Genomic DNA, 15,078 nt, shown 5'->3' on the forward strand with positions numbered 1-15,078 from the left:
CTACGATAGTGACGCATTAAGAGAATATATTGAAGCCAAAGGAGGTATCTCCGTCATACCTAAACGGAACTATGGCCAAGATATAGACAAAGACAGCGTTGATTGGTGCCTCTATAAATATCGCCACCTAGTTGAAAACGCCTTTGCTCGAATAAAGCATTATCGTTCAATATCAACGAGGTATGAAAAGTTAGCAAGGAATTATGCCAGCATGGTATCACTGGCATTTTCGATGATGTGGCTACCCATGTACTGCTGAGTGAAATATATGCAGCAAAGATCAACAGGCCCTAGAGAGGGAGGAGGATAGAGAAAATATCCTGGCACGCCTCCATCAGTACTCAGAACAGTTGCAAAGAGGCGCCCATAAAGCATACGACGATCACAGCAAGGTAAACACTGAACTTGAAGCCGGCATAATTTTGCTGGAAAAAGTGACTAAATCCCTGACTCTTTGTTTGCGTGCTTTTCTGGTGGCCAGTAAGCGGCGTCATACTGAAGCTGCTGCGCTCAGTAAAGTAAGGTTTAGCAGTGTATTTGATTCGTCGGTGGTAAGACTCACCTTTTTCCGGACCTTTTTGGTTACTGAGGTGGTTGGCTTAATATGGGTAAACAGCCATTGGCAGGCAGGTGCTATAGCCGTATTTATTGTTGTGGCGCTCAGCATGATGTTTGCGCCGCTGCCTAATCCGCTGGCGGCAGTAAAAATGGCCGCGGTGGGGCACAGTATCGCGCCATTCCTGGCGCTCAGCTGTTTTGTTATGCTACCTACATTTACGACATATCCAATGTTTGTAATAGGCACTGCACCCTACCTTCTGGCGATGTTTTATATCGCCACCTTACCAGGCGGAATCGGATTGGCTATACCGCTGTTAATGGGATTTTTAGTGGCACTGAATATTGGTCCGGTAGTCAGCCTTGACTACACGCGTTTTTTTAATGAAATGCTGGCTGCGATTGTTGGGGTGATCACCGCGTGCAGTGGTTTCCTGCTTATGCCTAAAATTGTCGGCACGCAAGCACAGTACAGCCGCTATCTCAACATGCTGGGACAAAGTGTGAGGATGGCAGGGTTGCATGGCGAAAAAGGGTTGGCTCAAAAAGTGCGCAGTCGAAACAGTGATATCACGGTACAGGTGTCACAGCATTTTGCTTCCCGGCCCGAAGTGCTGGAGCGATTTTTAGCCGCAGCATTAAATACCAATGAGCTATGTTATGCAGTGATTGCATTACGTGAAGACCTCATCCAACATCCACCGCAGGCTCACCAAAAACTCGCTATTTCTGAACTTATACGTTTAATAGTAAATACCTGCAGTAAAAGTGAGTACTCACAAAATAAGATGCTGGCAATACAAGACAGAGTGAGCAGTTTGCTGGATGAGCTCGAGAGAAGTGAGCCCTATGGCGCTGTGCGGCAGCACCTTTTTTTACTAAGCAGCGTGTTAAAAGAGCCGTTGTCGATGGCCGAATATTCATACGAAGGGGTTGCAGCATGCCACTAGCGTTTTCTTTTGCCGGGGTGTATCTGCCCGGTGCCGCACTATTACTTATTGCTTTAATTCCTTTTTTCATCGTCATTGATCGCATGCTGGTAGTTATGGGTTGGTACCGCTGGTTGTGGCATCCATCTCTATTTCGCATGGCGCTGATGATTAGCTTATACGCGCTGGCGATTATTCAATTGGTAGGTTAATTATGAAACACATTTTATCTGCACGGGTACTGGTGACCCTGTTAATGGTAACCATAGCAACTTATGGTGCTTATCTGGCCTGGCACCATTTTACTACCCAGCCATGGACTCGGGACGGGCGTGTAAGAGCTGACATCATCAAAGTTGCCGGTGATGTGTCCGGTTTGGTCACTGAGGTTGCGGTAAAAGATAATCAGGCCGTGCGTAAAGGCGATCTGCTATTCGTCATTGATCCCGCTCGCTATGCGCAAAATGTTAAAGCAGCCGAAGCCGATTTGGCCGAAGCAAAGGCCGCCGTTATTGCGGCAAGAGCAAACGAAGCCATTGCTGAGTCTGCTGTAGCGGCCAGCGAGACTTACTATGCGAACCTGAATGAGCGGGCTGAACGACGTGCCAGGCTGAATAAAGCGGTCTCGAATGAGGAAATCCATGATAGCAAGGCCCTGGCGGAAGAAGCTTATGCCCAGCTGCAGCAAGCACTGGCACAGGCTAAACTCGCAACCGCCAACACTATTCGAGCCCAGGCGGCCGTAAAACAAATCGAAAACCAACTGGCACTTGCCGAACTGGACTATGCCCGTACCCGGGTGACAGCGGCAGCTGATGGTACTGTTACAAATCTCAATGTGAAGCAGGGAGATTACGTTACTTCAGGCGTTGCGAGTCTGGCCCTGGTAAAGCGTGACGGGATGTGGGTATACGGTTACTTCGAGGAAACCAAGCTGCCACGGATCCGTGTAGGTGATAAAGCGGAGGTAATTCTTATGGCCGGCGATATTAAAGTGCCAGGCAGGGTAGATAGTATTGCCAGTGGGATTGCCGATAATGCCGCAGCGACCAGTGCCGATATGTTAAGTGATATCACCCCGACTTTTAGCTAGGTGCGCCTGGCTCAGCGGGTACCGGTAAGAATTCACCTTGATACTTCTGCCTTGCCTGATGGCTATACTCTGGTATCCGGTATGAGCGCAACGGTAAGTATTTCCGGCAATGATGCCTGATAACGCCGACTAATCGTCCTCGTTGTCATGCAGATCCAACACCGACATATCCTGTTCAATTGCATTTGAAATATGGTGATGCATAGCGGTTCTGGCGCGTTCCGGATCGCGGAGTTTTAGCGCATTAAAGATTTTTCGGTGTTCTTCCACATAGGGTTGAACGCCCAGCTCCCGCACGCGCTGGTGAAAGCGTGAGCTCAGCGCAGACTGGTTTCTGAGTTCCCACAACCATTTAATGGTTGATGCCAGGGCACTGTTATCGGTGGCCTGGGCAATGGTGACATGAAAAAGTTCGTCTGCCTGCTCTTTTTGGTGTTCTGAGGAGTTGGCATCGCCCATGATCTGCACTGCTTGCTCAATGCTATTTAACTGGGCTTTGCTGATCCGGGCGGCAGCAAGACTGGCAGCTTGAGGCTCAATCAGCAGCCGTGCCTCGAGGACTTCAAACGGCCCCGGAACGTCATCAAGACTATGAGGGGCGAGTGTTTCCGTTTGGGCCAGAACATAGATGCCCGAGCCAGTTTTAATTTCGACTAAACCGGCTATCTCCAGTGCAATCATGGCTTCCCGAATAGTTGGCCGGCTGACTTCAAAGCGACTGGCCAGATCCCTTTCGGAAGGCAAGCGCTCGCCCGGGCCAATCTGGCCGCTCTGAATTTGCTGTTCTATTTGAGTCGCAACTTCCAGATAAAGACGGCGAACTTTGACTGCATCCACTTGCATAATAATGACAGGCTCTTTCTAACAATGATCTAAATGGTCGAGAATATCGCCAACCATCAAATAGTCAAGGATGTGGCGCACCGGTTTTCCGAGTTTGTATCTTGTGAATATTTACTTTTAGACCAATGATATGGGACTAAGCTGAAATTATAGAAGCCTTCTGATAAGAATACTTGGGTATAATTAATTACACCTATATTGCCGGGGTTATACCTATCAGATGAGGTTACGGGCGGCCAAGTTGTTATACTTTTGACTATATTACAACTCTGGTGTCTGGTGGAGATTTCACGCTTCATGTCGTCTGGCCTTCCCACCGGTATTGCGATGGCTTTCGCCATCAATGTGCTGGTCAGCGTTTATTTTTTTGCTGTGTACAGAGCGCAACAGCGCAACCAGTCTTATTTGTACTGGTCTGTTTCCTGTGCCTTATTCGCGGCAGGTATTGGTGCGTCTGTCATTGCTCATGCAGCAGAGGGATTGCAGGCCGTCAACACACTGGCTTGTCTGCTTTTATTTACCGCTTCCTTTGGACTTTACTGCGGGCTGAACAAATTCGAATTGTCACCAGGCTCGATAAAATTTTACCGCCGGGTAAGAAGTATTTTTGTGGTTGGCAGCGCAGTCATTACGGTGGCCGGGTTTTATTCAACAATGGTTAATGTGGTGGCCTCTGTGGGCATGGCGCTTATGTTTGTGATGACCGAAGGGCTGTTTTATCAACGCAAGTCTCCCTATAAAAGTGTCTATCTGGTGTTGCGTGTGCTGCTATTGTTGCACGCCTTTGTATTGTTTTTGCAGGGGATTGTAATGCTGGTGCAAATGCTGGCTGCCCAGGACTCGGATACCCGCTATCTGTTCAATATCGTCTTGCTCTCGCACCTGTTATTAACCGTGGCTACGGCGCTGGTGCTACCATTATTACATGTGATGAATCAGCGCCGGCAATGGCAGAAACTCGCCAACCTTGATGAATTAACCGGGTTGCCTACCCGCCGCGCCTTTGTGCAAAAAGCCGCGAAATCGTTATCCGCCGATGATCAAACCTGCCATTCCCTGTTGATGGTCGATATCGATCACTTTAAACAAGTGAACGATCAGTTCGGCCACACCTTTGGCGATGAGGTACTCAGTCGGGTTGGGAAAATATTAGCAGAAGGACTGCGGCAAACCGATATTGTGGGTCGTATGGGGGGGGAAGAGTTTGCTATCCTGCTACCAGGCGTCTCTACCGAGCGGGCCCAGGGCGTTGCCGACAGGCTTAGACATAAAGTGTCTGAGCTGCGATTTAAACAGGGTGATAAACAGGTTACTATTACGGTCAGTATTGGCATAGCGGTGTCTCATGAAGTGCTCTACGACTGGGAACATCTGTACTCACAGGCAGATCAGGCGTTGTATTCCGCGAAGCGGGAAGGGCGCAATCTGGTGTATGTGTTCAGCTGAGTAGCAAGCGTCGCCCGCTAACAGAATACTGCAGCCTCTGACAACGGATTAACCATGAATCATCACGCCTTTAATACCTATTGCCGGACGTTCAAAGCCACTACGCATGTGGTGCAGTGGGGGAACTCTGAGGTCTGGAAAGTTGGCGGTAAAGTGTTCGCCATCGGCAGTCGCTCGAAAGCTGGCACGCCAGCCTATACTTTTAAAACCTCACCGCTCAACTTCGAATTTTTATGTCAGGCTGAGGGCTACATTCCGGCGCCTTACCTGGCGAGTCGCGGTATGAAGTGGATCCAGCAAACCGGTACATCCGGCTCCCTTGATGACGACTTAAAATATTATCTCAGCGAGTCCTATCGAATCGTGGCGCTAGGCCTGAGCAAACGTAAGCGGCAGGAACTGGGCATCGCAGATATTAACTGAACCAATTTTTACACCTATGGTTTAACTCTGTCTCTCTTCCTCGAGGATTCTTGCCCCCGGCCCCTCTTCGCCCAGCTTATCCTCTGGGTTTCTTAGTGGACAGTCACGTAAAGAGAGACAACCACAACCAATGCAGCTGTCGAGCTTATCCCTGAGCTGGGTCAGGCTTAGAATGCGCTCGTTCAGCATCGCCCGCCATTCACTGCTCATCTGCTGCCAGTCAGAAGGAGAGACTTCGCGGGTGGGGAATTTTTCCAGATGTGATTTTATGATCCTTAACGAAATACCGGCCTGTTTAGCGATACGAATAATCGCCACCCTGCGCAGAATACTGCGGTGGTAGCGGCGTTGCTTGCCCTGCGTGCGCAGGCTCTGAATTAATCCTTTTTCTTCATAGTAATGAAGCGTAGAAACGGCCACGCCGCTGCGCCTGGCGACATCACCAACACTTAGTGTGTTATCCATCATCATCCCCAAAAAAGTTATTGACCTCAAGTAGACATGAGGTTTTAGTATTTGTGTCGACTAGTCAAATTTGCGCTATCCACTATTTGAGTCAGGAGACAAAGATGAGTTTTACTTTACCCGATTTACCTTATGCAAAAGATGCCCTAGCACCAGCGATGTCCCGGGAAACGCTGGAATATCACTATGGCAAGCATCATGCGACCTACGTCAATAAACTTAATGATTTGGTCGCCGGTACTGATTACGCCAGCCAGTCGATGGAAGACATTATTGCAGCCAGCACAGGGCCGGTTTTTAATAACGCCGCTCAGGTGTGGAATCATACTTTCTTCTGGCAATGCCTGTCACCTGTCGGTGGTGGAGAGCCGCCAGAAACTCTGAAAGCGGTTATTGAGGAAAACTGGGCGTCGGTTGATGCCTTTAAAACCGTGTTCACTCAGCAAGCTATTAACAATTTTGGTTCCGGCTGGACCTGGCTGGCGCTTAACTCGTCCGGCGAGTTGGTGATTGTTAACACCGCTAATGCCGATACACCGATTGCCCATGAGGGTCTCAAGCCTTTACTTACCGTGGATGTCTGGGAGCATGCTTATTATATTGATCACCGCAATGCCAGGCCGGCCTATCTGGATGCCTTCTGGCAACTGGTTAACTGGGACTTTGCGTTGACCAATTTAACTGGCGAATAAGCGGTAACTGCAATAGCACCCTGAGTAAGCTTTGGCTTGCTTGAGTTGCTATTTATTCATCGCCTGCAAAGTTGGCCTTAGACTACTTGAATAAGGCCGACTTCATTGATCTCAATTAACCAAATACGAATTATTTAAAAATCTAAATGAGAATAACTATCGTTTGTATTGACTTTGCTTTTTGGTTGTTTACTATAAGCCCCATAAAAACACACACTGAACAATGCATACACACATAGGAAACTCATGAAATCTCGTTTTGGATATTCTTGTTTGGCACTCGCCATCCAGTTAGGAATGATACCCGCCGCTCTGGCTAATGCAGTACCAGATAGCGAAGATATTGAACACGTTGTAGTATCGGCAACCGGCTTTGAACAAAAAATTACCGAAGCACCGGCCAGTATTTCTGTGATCACCGCAGAGGATCTTAAAACCCGTTCGTTTACCTCTTTACTCGATGCGGTGCAGTTTCAGGAAGGTATTGATATTGGCACGACCCGTGATAAAACCGGCAAAGGCAGCGTGAGTATGCGTGGTCTTACCGGCGAGTACACACTACTATTGATCGACGGGCGTCGTCAGAATAACCATGGTGATATTTATCCAAACAACTTTGGTGGCAACGCATTCAATCATATGCCACCGCTCGACACCATTGAACGAATCGAAGTCATTCGTGGACCAGCGTCAACGCTTTACGGTGCAGACGCGCTAGGTGGTGTCATTAACGTGATCACTAAAAAGCACCGCATTGAGTGGGCGGCAACATTACCTTTGGCCGCAGTCTGCAAACCAACGACGATTTTGGTGATGACATCACTACCGACTTTTCAGTAACCGGCCCGTTAATTGAAAACCTGTTAAGCGTCGGTATTCGCGGTAGTGTTTATGAGCAGCAGGCGTCTACGCCACAACTGGCACCGGCAATCGACCCGAATGGCGTTGTGCATATGCGTTCACTGGGTTTTGGTGGCGGTGGTCGCACGGTGGATAACGACAGCAAACATTATGGTTTCAGCCTTAATTACACGCCTGCTGACGGCCACGAAATTGGTTTCGATTTTGATGATTCACATCAGCAGTATGATAACACGCCTGAATTTAACCTGGATACCGGTGAAATTCTTTATCCGCTGGGGACCCGCGATAGCATTGAAAGTTTATGGCAGGACCGCCGTGGGCAGGTAAATCCGCGTGCCGGATATGCCGCAGAGCAGGAATTTGACCGTCAGTGGTGGTCATTAACTTACGATGGTAAGCTGAACTTTGGTACCGTTGCTGCCTCACTGGCCTACGTTGATACTCAGAACAATGGCCGTACGTTACCGCTGAGTGTGGCGGAACGTCAGTTGCTACAAGCCATGTACGACGGTACCGGTGAATACGAAGGCATGAGTGAAGAAGACCGGCGGGATCTGGCCGAACAAACGTTTCTGCCGCGTCCGGCACGTCCGCTCGACAGCAGTCAGTATACCTTTGATTTACGCTTTGATATTCCGGTTGAAGACTTAGCTGGCGATCATAATTTTGTGCTTGGCGCGCAGGTCATCGACGGCGAGCTGAAAGACGGCGTATTTGGTCTTGAGTCCGGCGAACCCGGTGCCGTGCAGGAACAAAAAATGTATTCCCTGTTTGCCGAGGATAACTGGGGCATTATTGATAACATGACCCTGACTGCTGGTTTCCGCTACGACGAGCACGATGTTTTTGGTAGCCAGACTTCGCCGCGAGTTTATGCGGTGTATAACATAACTGATTACTGGACTGTAAAAGGCGGTGTGAGCACTGGCTACAAAACCCCGCAAACGACCGATTTGTACGACGGTATTATTGGTTTTGGTGGTCAGGGCACCAGCCCCTTTGCCGGAAACCCAGATCTGACACCTGAAACCAGTGTAAACTCTGAAATCGCGGTTTACTGGAGCCGCGATGCGCACAACTTCAACATCACATACTTTAAAACAGATTTTGAAGACAAGATTGCCCAAGGTGATACGGTGCAGAGCTGCAATACTACCGGTGGTGTTCGCCCTTGTGTAAACCTGGGTGAATATGACGAACTCGGTTACGATACCTACAGCCAGCGTATTAATATCGACGAAGTTGAGTTGCAGGGGATCGAAATGGCCGGCCGTTACGGTATTAGCGAAGACTGGTCTGTTTACCTTAACTATACCTGGACCGACAGTGAACAAAAAAGTGGCCCGGAGGCCGGCTTGCCTCTCACTAACACCGCAGAGCACATGGCTAACGGTAATATCACCTGGCAGGTGAATGCCGACTTAAACGTATATTTGCAGGGTGAGTACCGTTCAGATCGCTATCGAGGTTACGATTCAACCCTGGATCGTGAGCTGTATTTTAAAAACTTCGCCATGCTGCACTTAGGCGCACGCTGGCAGTTAAACGACAGCGTGATCCTGAATTTACGGGTTAACAACCTGCTCGACAGAGACTTTACTACTTATTCGGTTACCTACGACGACCTGAACAATGATGGTCAGTTTGAATACCTCACCGGGCGCGGTGTAGTGAGTGAAGTTAACTTTACCGACGATTACAACGTTAAAGACAGAGCCAGAAACTTCTGGGCTGGCGTAACCGTTAGCTTTTAATTTCGCTAATCCGGATTCTTTTGCATAAGCGGCCTGTGGGCCGCTTTTTTAATGGGTGGGCGTTTTCCGTTTACAGTGGTTGTTTAAAAAATAATCTGGCGGGCGCACCCAAAGGATGGTACTATTCGTGCGCCTTTGAAAGATACTATTTCAATTTGCTTCACGCTTCTTCCGTTAGTCCGAGTAAGTCCCCTTAGAGATTCACATTCTGACCGTCTGATATGAGCCAGGTAAACACCGATAGCCTTTTTCTTTCGTGCAACTGCGAGTCGTGCATGGACTCATTATTTCGTACTAACTAATACACCGAGGTATTATGTCTTTTAGTCAATTAGGGCTGTGTGACCCACTTCTTAAAGCAATTAAAGAGAAGGGCTACAGTTCGCCTTCGCCGATTCAGCAAGAGGCGATCCCGGCTATTTTGACCGGCCGTGATGTGCTGGCCGCAGCGCAAACCGGTACCGGTAAAACCGCAGGCTTTGCCCTGCCGGTTCTGCAACGTCTGGCGGCGGGTCCGAAACCCAAAGCTAATCATGTGCGTGCGCTTATTCTTACGCCAACCCGCGAGCTTGCGGCGCAGGTTGAAACCAATATTCGTGAATACAAAACCCACCTGCGGTTAAAAAGTGCGGTGGTGTTTGGTGGTGTGGGTATAAATCCGCAAATGAAGATACTGCGTTCCAGCGTGGATGTGCTGGTGGCAACACCGGGCCGTTTACTGGATTTGTATCAGCAAAATGCAGTGAAGTTTGAGCAACTGGAAATCCTGGTACTGGACGAAGCCGACCGCATGCTCGATATGGGCTTTATCCACGACATTAAGCGTATTCTTAAGTTACTGCCTGCGCAGCGCCAGTCGCTGTTATTCTCGGCCACCTTTGCCGACAATGTGATGTCGTTGGCTGAGTCGATTACCCGTAATCCGATTAAACTGGCGGTCACGCCGGCTAATACAACGGTTGAGAAGATTGAGCAGCAACTGGTGCCGGTGGATAAATCACGCAAGATTGCGGCACTGACCAAACTGATTAAGACTCAGGGCTGGCAACAGGTGCTGGTATTCAGTCGCACTAAACATGGCGCCAACCGAATTGCAGCCAAACTCGAGAGTGCCGGTCTGCCCAGCGCAGCCATCCATGGCAACAAAAGCCAGGGAGCGCGAACAACGGCACTCAAAGCGTTTAAGGATGGCCGTGTAAAAGTGCTGGTTGCGACGGATATAGCCGCTCGTGGTATTGATATTAGTGAGCTGCCTGTTGTGATAAACCTTGACTTGCCCAACACTGCTGCCGACTATGTGCACCGTATTGGCAGAACAGGCCGGGCCGGTTCTGCGGGTCAGGCGTGGTCATTGGTAAGCGCCGATGAAATTGAACAATTGCAGGATATTGAACGACTTATTCAGTTGCTGATTCCGCGCGAGAGTCTGGCTGGGTTTGAACCTAATCAGTCTTTACCAGAAACCAAACTGTTACCTCCAAAGAAAATTAAAAAGCCGAAGAAGCCTAAGTCCAGTTCGTCAGAAGCGGCCGGTAAGCCTCAACGCACCGGTAACAACCAACCACGCTCTGATAAAGCGGCTGATAACAACAGTCAGTCACGCCCACCGCGTCGCCGCAGAGTCAATACTCAGGTAAAGCGGAAAGCGGTGGAAGCCTGAAGCCAGCGCTAGCCTGTAAAGCCCTGTGCATTTCTGACAGGGCTCTAGCTGAGTACATCATTTCGCCGTAATATCTTCACCTGGCTCAGTTCTGGCATTGTATTATCAGAACCAAAGGGCGCTGCAATGGAGTATGAGGCTGGTAACAGGCTTCTGGATCTGAAAATTGCTCTGTTCAGACAGTTGGCTAAACGCTATTTGCAAAATGCAAATGATGTTAGCCAAAAGTTGCAAGGAGCATGCTCCCACAAAAAGACCTCGTAATCGTATTCGTCACAACACAACAGCGAGGACTTAACGATGAGCAGGACCATGTCGCTCCTTGTAGCATGCAGTCTGCCATTTTTTTAACGGGTTGCTTATTCGACGATGACGATGATGAGATAGCACAACCGGAACCCGAATTTGCCAATGTGAGGGTCATTCACGGCTCTTGTGATGCGCCGTTGGTTAGCATTACGGGCAATGATGCTATCCTCAATAATCTTAAAGGCGTTGATTATCAGGCCGCTTTGAGGTTGAAACCGGCACCTACGATATTGGCGTAATCGCTATCCTGCCAACAGACGACGCGGATGTTCTGTAGGCCGCTGTGGCGCTGGAAGCCGATACCTACTATGACGTTTTAGCCGTAGGCAGGTGTAGCCGATGATTCGCTCATGCTGTTGCCGGTAACCAGTGCCGAAACGCCGGTAACCGCTGGTAATACTCAGGTCCGGATTGTCCACGCAGCGTCAGCGGCGCCCACCGTTGGTATCTATGTCTCGGCCCCTGATGCGATGCTGGCTGACGAGCAGCCTTTGGCCACTGCTGAGTTTACCGATGCCACCGACTTAGTGCAGGTGCCAGCAATGTGTATACTGCTATTGCGGTTAACGGTGCAATGGAAGGTGCATTGCCACAGCTGGTACTACTAGATGATTTTGTGGCGACCCTTTAAGATAGTCACTATAAAGCCTCTATAGCAAGCCCGCAGTCCGGGCAAAGAAAAAGCCTGATAAGGCTACCTTATCAGGCTTTTTTTGATGTGGCTTTACCGGCTTACTTTAAGCGCAATTCGAAGGTATTGCTGTAAGCTGATACTTCGCCGTCTTTGTAGGCCTGCACACGGTAGGCGTAATTGCCACTGGCTAACACGTTTGCATCGTCGGTTATTGTGGTAATGTTTTGGCCTACCACGGCGATGCGTTCAAACTGGATTTTACCTTTCTGCTTAACGCCTCTTTCCAGGTAAAAGCCGAGCTCATCACCGCTGTTGTCGGCCCAACTAAGATAAACAGTGTTGCCACTCTGAGAAGCTGACAGGTTACCCGGCGCTGCCATTGTGCCTGGCTGTGGTGCAGGTTGATCAGATGTCTCAGAGACTGATACCTGAATGCTTGCTGAGGTAGCTTCATAGCTGGCATTCACCGCAGTTACCCGATACCAGTAGTTGTCGGCAAACGGTACTGAATCAGTATATTCAGTGCTACCTGCAACTGCGGTACCCACCGATTCATAACGTGTTTTACCACGGAACTTCACAGCACGCTCAATAAAGAAGTAGTCGGCATTATTGTTCATATTGGTCCAGTTTAAGGTCACGTCAAGACCGTTGGCCGCTGCTGATAAATTTTGTGGAGCAGTAAGTGCCATAGGGTCATCTACAGTAACATTAATGCTGGTGCTGTTAAGCGCGCCGGCGTCATCTGTTACTGTCAGCGTAACGGTGTAGCTTCCCCCGGTTGGGTAAGCATAATTGACCGACTGGCCGGAAGCACTGTCGCCATTACCGAAGTCCCATGCGTACTGCATGATTTTGCCATCATTGTCATAAGAACCTGAGGCACTGAAGAAGGCTGTATCACCAATGTTATAACTGGTGACCATCGAATCAATCACTGCAACCGGTACTTCGTTAGTTACCTGAAGCAGTGTGGTTGCAGAGTTGGTCAGGCCGTCATTATCGGTGACAGTCAGGCTAACCTGATAAGTGCCGGCGGCGTCATATATATGCGAAACCTCAGCCTGAGATGACGTGGTACCGTCTCCCAGGTTCCACTGATACGCCACAATACTACCATCGCCATCGGTTGATCCTGCGCCGCTGAAAGTTACTGCAGAGCCAAAGGTAACGGAGCTGGAAGTTTGGCTGATGCTTGCCACTGGCGCGGTGTAATTACCCAGGTTCATCGCATAGTTTACTGCTGCCTGGGCATCTATGAGACCATGACCAAACACAATATCGTCGCCGTTGGCGCCGATGTCTTTGGCGGTGCTGAAAAGACCATTTTCAATCTCATCCGCCGAAATCCCAGGATTGGCTGCTACCATTAGTGCGGCAACACCAGCTACCACGGGAGAAGAAAAAGACGTACCGCTGTAATTAATATACTGACCATTCAGATAGGTGGTGCCAATGCTGACGCCCGGTGCAGTTAAGTCTACATAAGTGCCCCAGTCAGAAAAATAAGCTTTATTGTCGTTTTGATCGGTGGCACCTACGCCAACGAAGCTGGTGTAGTCAGGAAAAGTGGGGTATTCAGTGCCGGAATTACCCGCCGACATAAACAGCAGGCCGTTGCGATCGCGCAGGTACTTTGCGGCAGCATCGATGGTGGCTGACTGAATACCGCCATAGCTCAGGTTAACCACACGGGCACCGTTGTCGGCTGCGTACTCAATACATTTTGCCATGGTAGAAATATAAGCTGAGCTATTGGTATCACTAATGGCAATTCTGACCGGAATGATATCAACATTCCAGTTTACCCCGGCAAGGCCGGTACCATTGTTGCCCACCGCACCGATGGTGCCTGCGGTGCCGGTGCCGTGACCGTTGGCGTCTTCGATGTAACTGGTGCCTTCTTCGGCATTGTAAGCCAGGTCGGTGCGCAGGTTAGCCGCCAGATCCGGGTGATCCGCATCAAAACCGGTATCACAAACTGCTACTAACACGCTGTTGCTACCCGTAGTGACATCCCAGGCCCGCTGGCTGTTGATGTTATTATGATGCCACTGACCAGAGAAGCTCGGGTCGTTAGGCTGAACGGTAGGTGCCATGGCCTGATCAGCCTCAGCAAATTCAACCAAACCGCTGTGTTTTAATATTTTGGCAATCGCTTTTTCACGTCCTTTACCGTTGAACGTGGCAATGGTAATGCCGGAATTAGGCAATGTTTTTTCTGCGAGTAAGCCCTGACTATTGAGCAAACTATTGAGGCCTTTTAATTCACTCGCTGAGGCACCGCTGAGCTTTTTATATAAAACGGTACCAGGGCGAACGTCATCCGTTGACTTTGGTGCAGCCAGCAGGGTAGCTGGTGCAATCGTCATTAAAGTAGGAAGTACGTACGAATACGCAGCGTTTTTTGGGGTATTACGGTGCATTAGCAGGCTCATAATACGGCTACAACATGAGTCTTGGTGATATGCATTGTAACTTTCGATTAACAAAATACGTGATGATTACCCATACAAAGGTATTTTGTTTTGTATAGCGGGGGGGGAACAAACAGCGAAGCAACCTGTCCGCTCAGGAGCAGGTATTCAAGGGTGAGTCTCACTACAACCACTTATTATTCTTATGCGGGGAAGTATGGACACATTTCACACAGAAGTAAAATACGCTTAGCGTTGTCATTAAAGCGGGTCTTTTGCAACGTAAACAAAACGGAGCTGTCAGGTTTTCCGCCGGATAAGGCTTTCCACCGGAGCAAAAATCGCGGAAAATAAGGTTTTCTAATCCGGCATATGCCAGCAGGCAGGCCATTAAGAGCGGAAGTGATCATGCCAAAGGCGAGTGAAATTAAAAAGAATAACACCATCGTATTTAACGGGAAAACCTGCATTGTGCGGGACATTGACCGTTCTGTTCCCCAGGGGCGAGCCGGAGGCAGTATTTATCGAATGCGGATGTACGACGTGGTAAGTGGTGCTAAGTTTGATGAAACCTTTAAAGACTCTGACATGCTCGAAATGGCTGACTTAGTTCGCCGGCCGGCTATGTTTTCTTACATTGACGGTGACGAATATGTTTTTCTGGATAAGGAAGACTACACGCCGTATCACCTTAATAAAGAAAGTATTGCTGACGAGGTATTGTTTATCAACGAAGATACCGATGGTCTGCTGGTCGTTATCGTCAGTGACGTACCGGTAGCCCTCGATTTACCGATGAGTGTGGAACTGGAAGTCACTGAAACCGACCCGTCGATTAAAGGGGCCTCAGCCACTTCCCGTACCAAACCGGCCACGTTGTCGACCGGCCTGGTGGTGCAGGTGCCTGAATATATCAGCACCGGGGAGTGGGTAAAAATTAATACCGAAGAGCGCAAATTCCAAAGCCGCGCCGATAAGCACTAGGCCGGGT

At 49.2% G+C, this 15,078-nt stretch carries 13 protein-coding genes and 2 pseudogenes; 12 read left to right on the plus strand and 3 right to left on the minus strand.

Annotated features, from left to right (window positions below; all coding sequences use genetic code 11):
- The 4 genes and pseudogenes from C6Y40_RS11900 to C6Y40_RS11915 form a co-directional block, all read left to right on the plus strand.
- The coding region (locus C6Y40_RS11900) for a transposase (protein ID WP_146129559.1) at nucleotides 1-259 on the plus strand (259 nt) is incomplete at its 5' end.
- A 7-nt stretch (nucleotides 260-266) separates the two neighbouring features.
- Nucleotides 267-1,508, plus strand: a complete 1,242-nt coding sequence (locus tag C6Y40_RS11905) for an FUSC family protein (RefSeq protein ID WP_105934780.1) — start codon at nucleotides 267-269, stop codon at nucleotides 1,506-1,508.
- A complete protein-coding gene (locus tag C6Y40_RS11910) occupies nucleotides 1,499-1,699 on the plus strand; it encodes a DUF1656 domain-containing protein (protein WP_105934781.1) in 201 nt (66 codons plus the stop codon). Before C6Y40_RS11905 ends, C6Y40_RS11910 begins: the two co-directional genes overlap by 10 nt.
- Nucleotides 1,700-1,743: 44 nt before the next feature.
- A pseudogene (locus C6Y40_RS11915) lies at nucleotides 1,744-2,700 on the plus strand (HlyD family secretion protein).
- Between the two features lie 9 nt (nucleotides 2,701-2,709).
- On the opposite strand, the gene C6Y40_RS11920 reads toward C6Y40_RS11915, so the two are convergent.
- Nucleotides 2,710-3,423: a FadR/GntR family transcriptional regulator gene (locus C6Y40_RS11920; RefSeq protein WP_105934783.1), complete on the minus strand. Its 714-nt coding sequence runs from the start codon at nucleotides 3,421-3,423 to the stop codon at nucleotides 2,710-2,712.
- Nucleotides 3,424-3,720: 297 nt separating this feature from the next.
- Between C6Y40_RS11920 and C6Y40_RS11925 the strand changes: the two genes are divergently transcribed.
- Both C6Y40_RS11925 and C6Y40_RS11930 read left to right on the plus strand, forming a co-directional pair.
- On the plus strand, nucleotides 3,721-4,869 hold the full coding sequence (locus tag C6Y40_RS11925) for a GGDEF domain-containing protein (protein ID WP_105934784.1): 1,149 nt from the start codon (nucleotides 3,721-3,723) through the stop codon (nucleotides 4,867-4,869).
- 54 nt (nucleotides 4,870-4,923) lie between these two features.
- Nucleotides 4,924-5,292 (plus strand): MmcQ/YjbR family DNA-binding protein, encoded by a 369-nt coding sequence (locus C6Y40_RS11930; protein ID WP_105934785.1) that lies wholly within the window; start codon nucleotides 4,924-4,926, stop codon nucleotides 5,290-5,292.
- Between the two features lie 21 nt (nucleotides 5,293-5,313).
- On the opposite strand, the gene soxR is transcribed toward C6Y40_RS11930, so the two are convergent.
- Nucleotides 5,314-5,757, minus strand: a complete 444-nt coding sequence (gene soxR / locus C6Y40_RS11935; RefSeq protein WP_420836932.1) for a redox-sensitive transcriptional activator SoxR — start codon at nucleotides 5,755-5,757, stop codon at nucleotides 5,314-5,316.
- A gap of 104 nt (nucleotides 5,758-5,861) precedes the next feature.
- On the opposite strand from soxR, the gene C6Y40_RS11940 reads away from it, so the two are divergent.
- From C6Y40_RS11940 to C6Y40_RS11960, 5 genes and pseudogenes are all read left to right on the plus strand, one after another.
- Complete coding sequence (locus tag C6Y40_RS11940) at nucleotides 5,862-6,449, plus strand: superoxide dismutase (protein WP_105934787.1); 588 nt, start codon at nucleotides 5,862-5,864, stop codon at nucleotides 6,447-6,449.
- Between the two features lie 297 nt (nucleotides 6,450-6,746).
- Nucleotides 6,747-9,067: pseudogene (locus tag C6Y40_RS11945) on the plus strand (TonB-dependent receptor domain-containing protein).
- Nucleotides 9,068-9,383: 316 nt separating this feature from the next.
- The gene (locus C6Y40_RS11950) at nucleotides 9,384-10,727 is read left to right on the plus strand and encodes a DEAD/DEAH box helicase (protein WP_105934788.1); all 1,344 of its coding nucleotides are present in this window, start codon (nucleotides 9,384-9,386) and stop codon (nucleotides 10,725-10,727) included.
- 239 nt (nucleotides 10,728-10,966) lie between these two features.
- Entirely contained in the window at nucleotides 10,967-11,275 is a 309-nt protein-coding gene (locus C6Y40_RS11955) for a hypothetical protein (RefSeq protein ID WP_105934789.1), read from the plus strand.
- Nucleotides 11,276-11,386: 111 nt separating this feature from the next.
- Nucleotides 11,387-11,644, plus strand: a complete 258-nt coding sequence (locus tag C6Y40_RS11960; protein WP_105934790.1) for a hypothetical protein — start codon at nucleotides 11,387-11,389, stop codon at nucleotides 11,642-11,644.
- A 124-nt stretch (nucleotides 11,645-11,768) separates the two neighbouring features.
- On the opposite strand, the gene C6Y40_RS11965 is transcribed toward C6Y40_RS11960, so the two are convergent.
- Complete coding sequence (locus tag C6Y40_RS11965) at nucleotides 11,769-14,042, minus strand: S8 family serine peptidase (protein ID WP_205664767.1); 2,274 nt, start codon at nucleotides 14,040-14,042, stop codon at nucleotides 11,769-11,771.
- A gap of 453 nt (nucleotides 14,043-14,495) precedes the next feature.
- Here C6Y40_RS11965 and efpL point away from each other — a divergent pair, with 453 nt between their 5' ends.
- The gene (gene efpL / locus C6Y40_RS11970) at nucleotides 14,496-15,071 is read left to right on the plus strand and encodes an elongation factor P-like protein EfpL (protein ID WP_105934791.1); all 576 of its coding nucleotides are present in this window, start codon (nucleotides 14,496-14,498) and stop codon (nucleotides 15,069-15,071) included.
- Nucleotides 15,072-15,078: the final 7 nt, after the last annotated feature.

Origin of the sequence: Marisediminitalea alba (assembly GCF_002993365.1) — a bacterium.
In the GTDB taxonomy this organism is placed as follows: domain Bacteria; phylum Pseudomonadota; class Gammaproteobacteria; order Enterobacterales; family Alteromonadaceae; genus Alteromonas; species Alteromonas alba.

Coding starts and splice junctions, on each gene's coding strand:
- C6Y40_RS11965 (WP_205664767.1), bottom strand. CDS start 14,042: ATGACGATTGCACCAGCTACCCTGCTGGCTGCACCAAAGTCAACGGAT.
- C6Y40_RS11925 (WP_105934784.1), top strand. CDS start 3,721: ATGTCGTCTGGCCTTCCCACCGGTATTGCGATGGCTTTCGCCATCAAT.
- C6Y40_RS11920 (WP_105934783.1), bottom strand. CDS start 3,423: ATGCAAGTGGATGCAGTCAAAGTTCGCCGTCTTTATCTGGAAGTTGCG.
- soxR (WP_420836932.1), bottom strand. CDS start 5,757: ATGGATAACACACTAAGTGTTGGTGATGTCGCCAGGCGCAGCGGCGTG.
- C6Y40_RS11955 (WP_105934789.1), top strand. CDS start 10,967: ATGCTCCCACAAAAAGACCTCGTAATCGTATTCGTCACAACACAACAG.
- C6Y40_RS11930 (WP_105934785.1), top strand. CDS start 4,924: ATGAATCATCACGCCTTTAATACCTATTGCCGGACGTTCAAAGCCACT.
- C6Y40_RS11910 (WP_105934781.1), top strand. CDS start 1,499: ATGCCACTAGCGTTTTCTTTTGCCGGGGTGTATCTGCCCGGTGCCGCA.
- C6Y40_RS11960 (WP_105934790.1), top strand. CDS start 11,387: ATGCTGTTGCCGGTAACCAGTGCCGAAACGCCGGTAACCGCTGGTAAT.
- C6Y40_RS11950 (WP_105934788.1), top strand. CDS start 9,384: ATGTCTTTTAGTCAATTAGGGCTGTGTGACCCACTTCTTAAAGCAATT.
- C6Y40_RS11940 (WP_105934787.1), top strand. CDS start 5,862: ATGAGTTTTACTTTACCCGATTTACCTTATGCAAAAGATGCCCTAGCA.
- efpL (WP_105934791.1), top strand. CDS start 14,496: ATGCCAAAGGCGAGTGAAATTAAAAAGAATAACACCATCGTATTTAAC.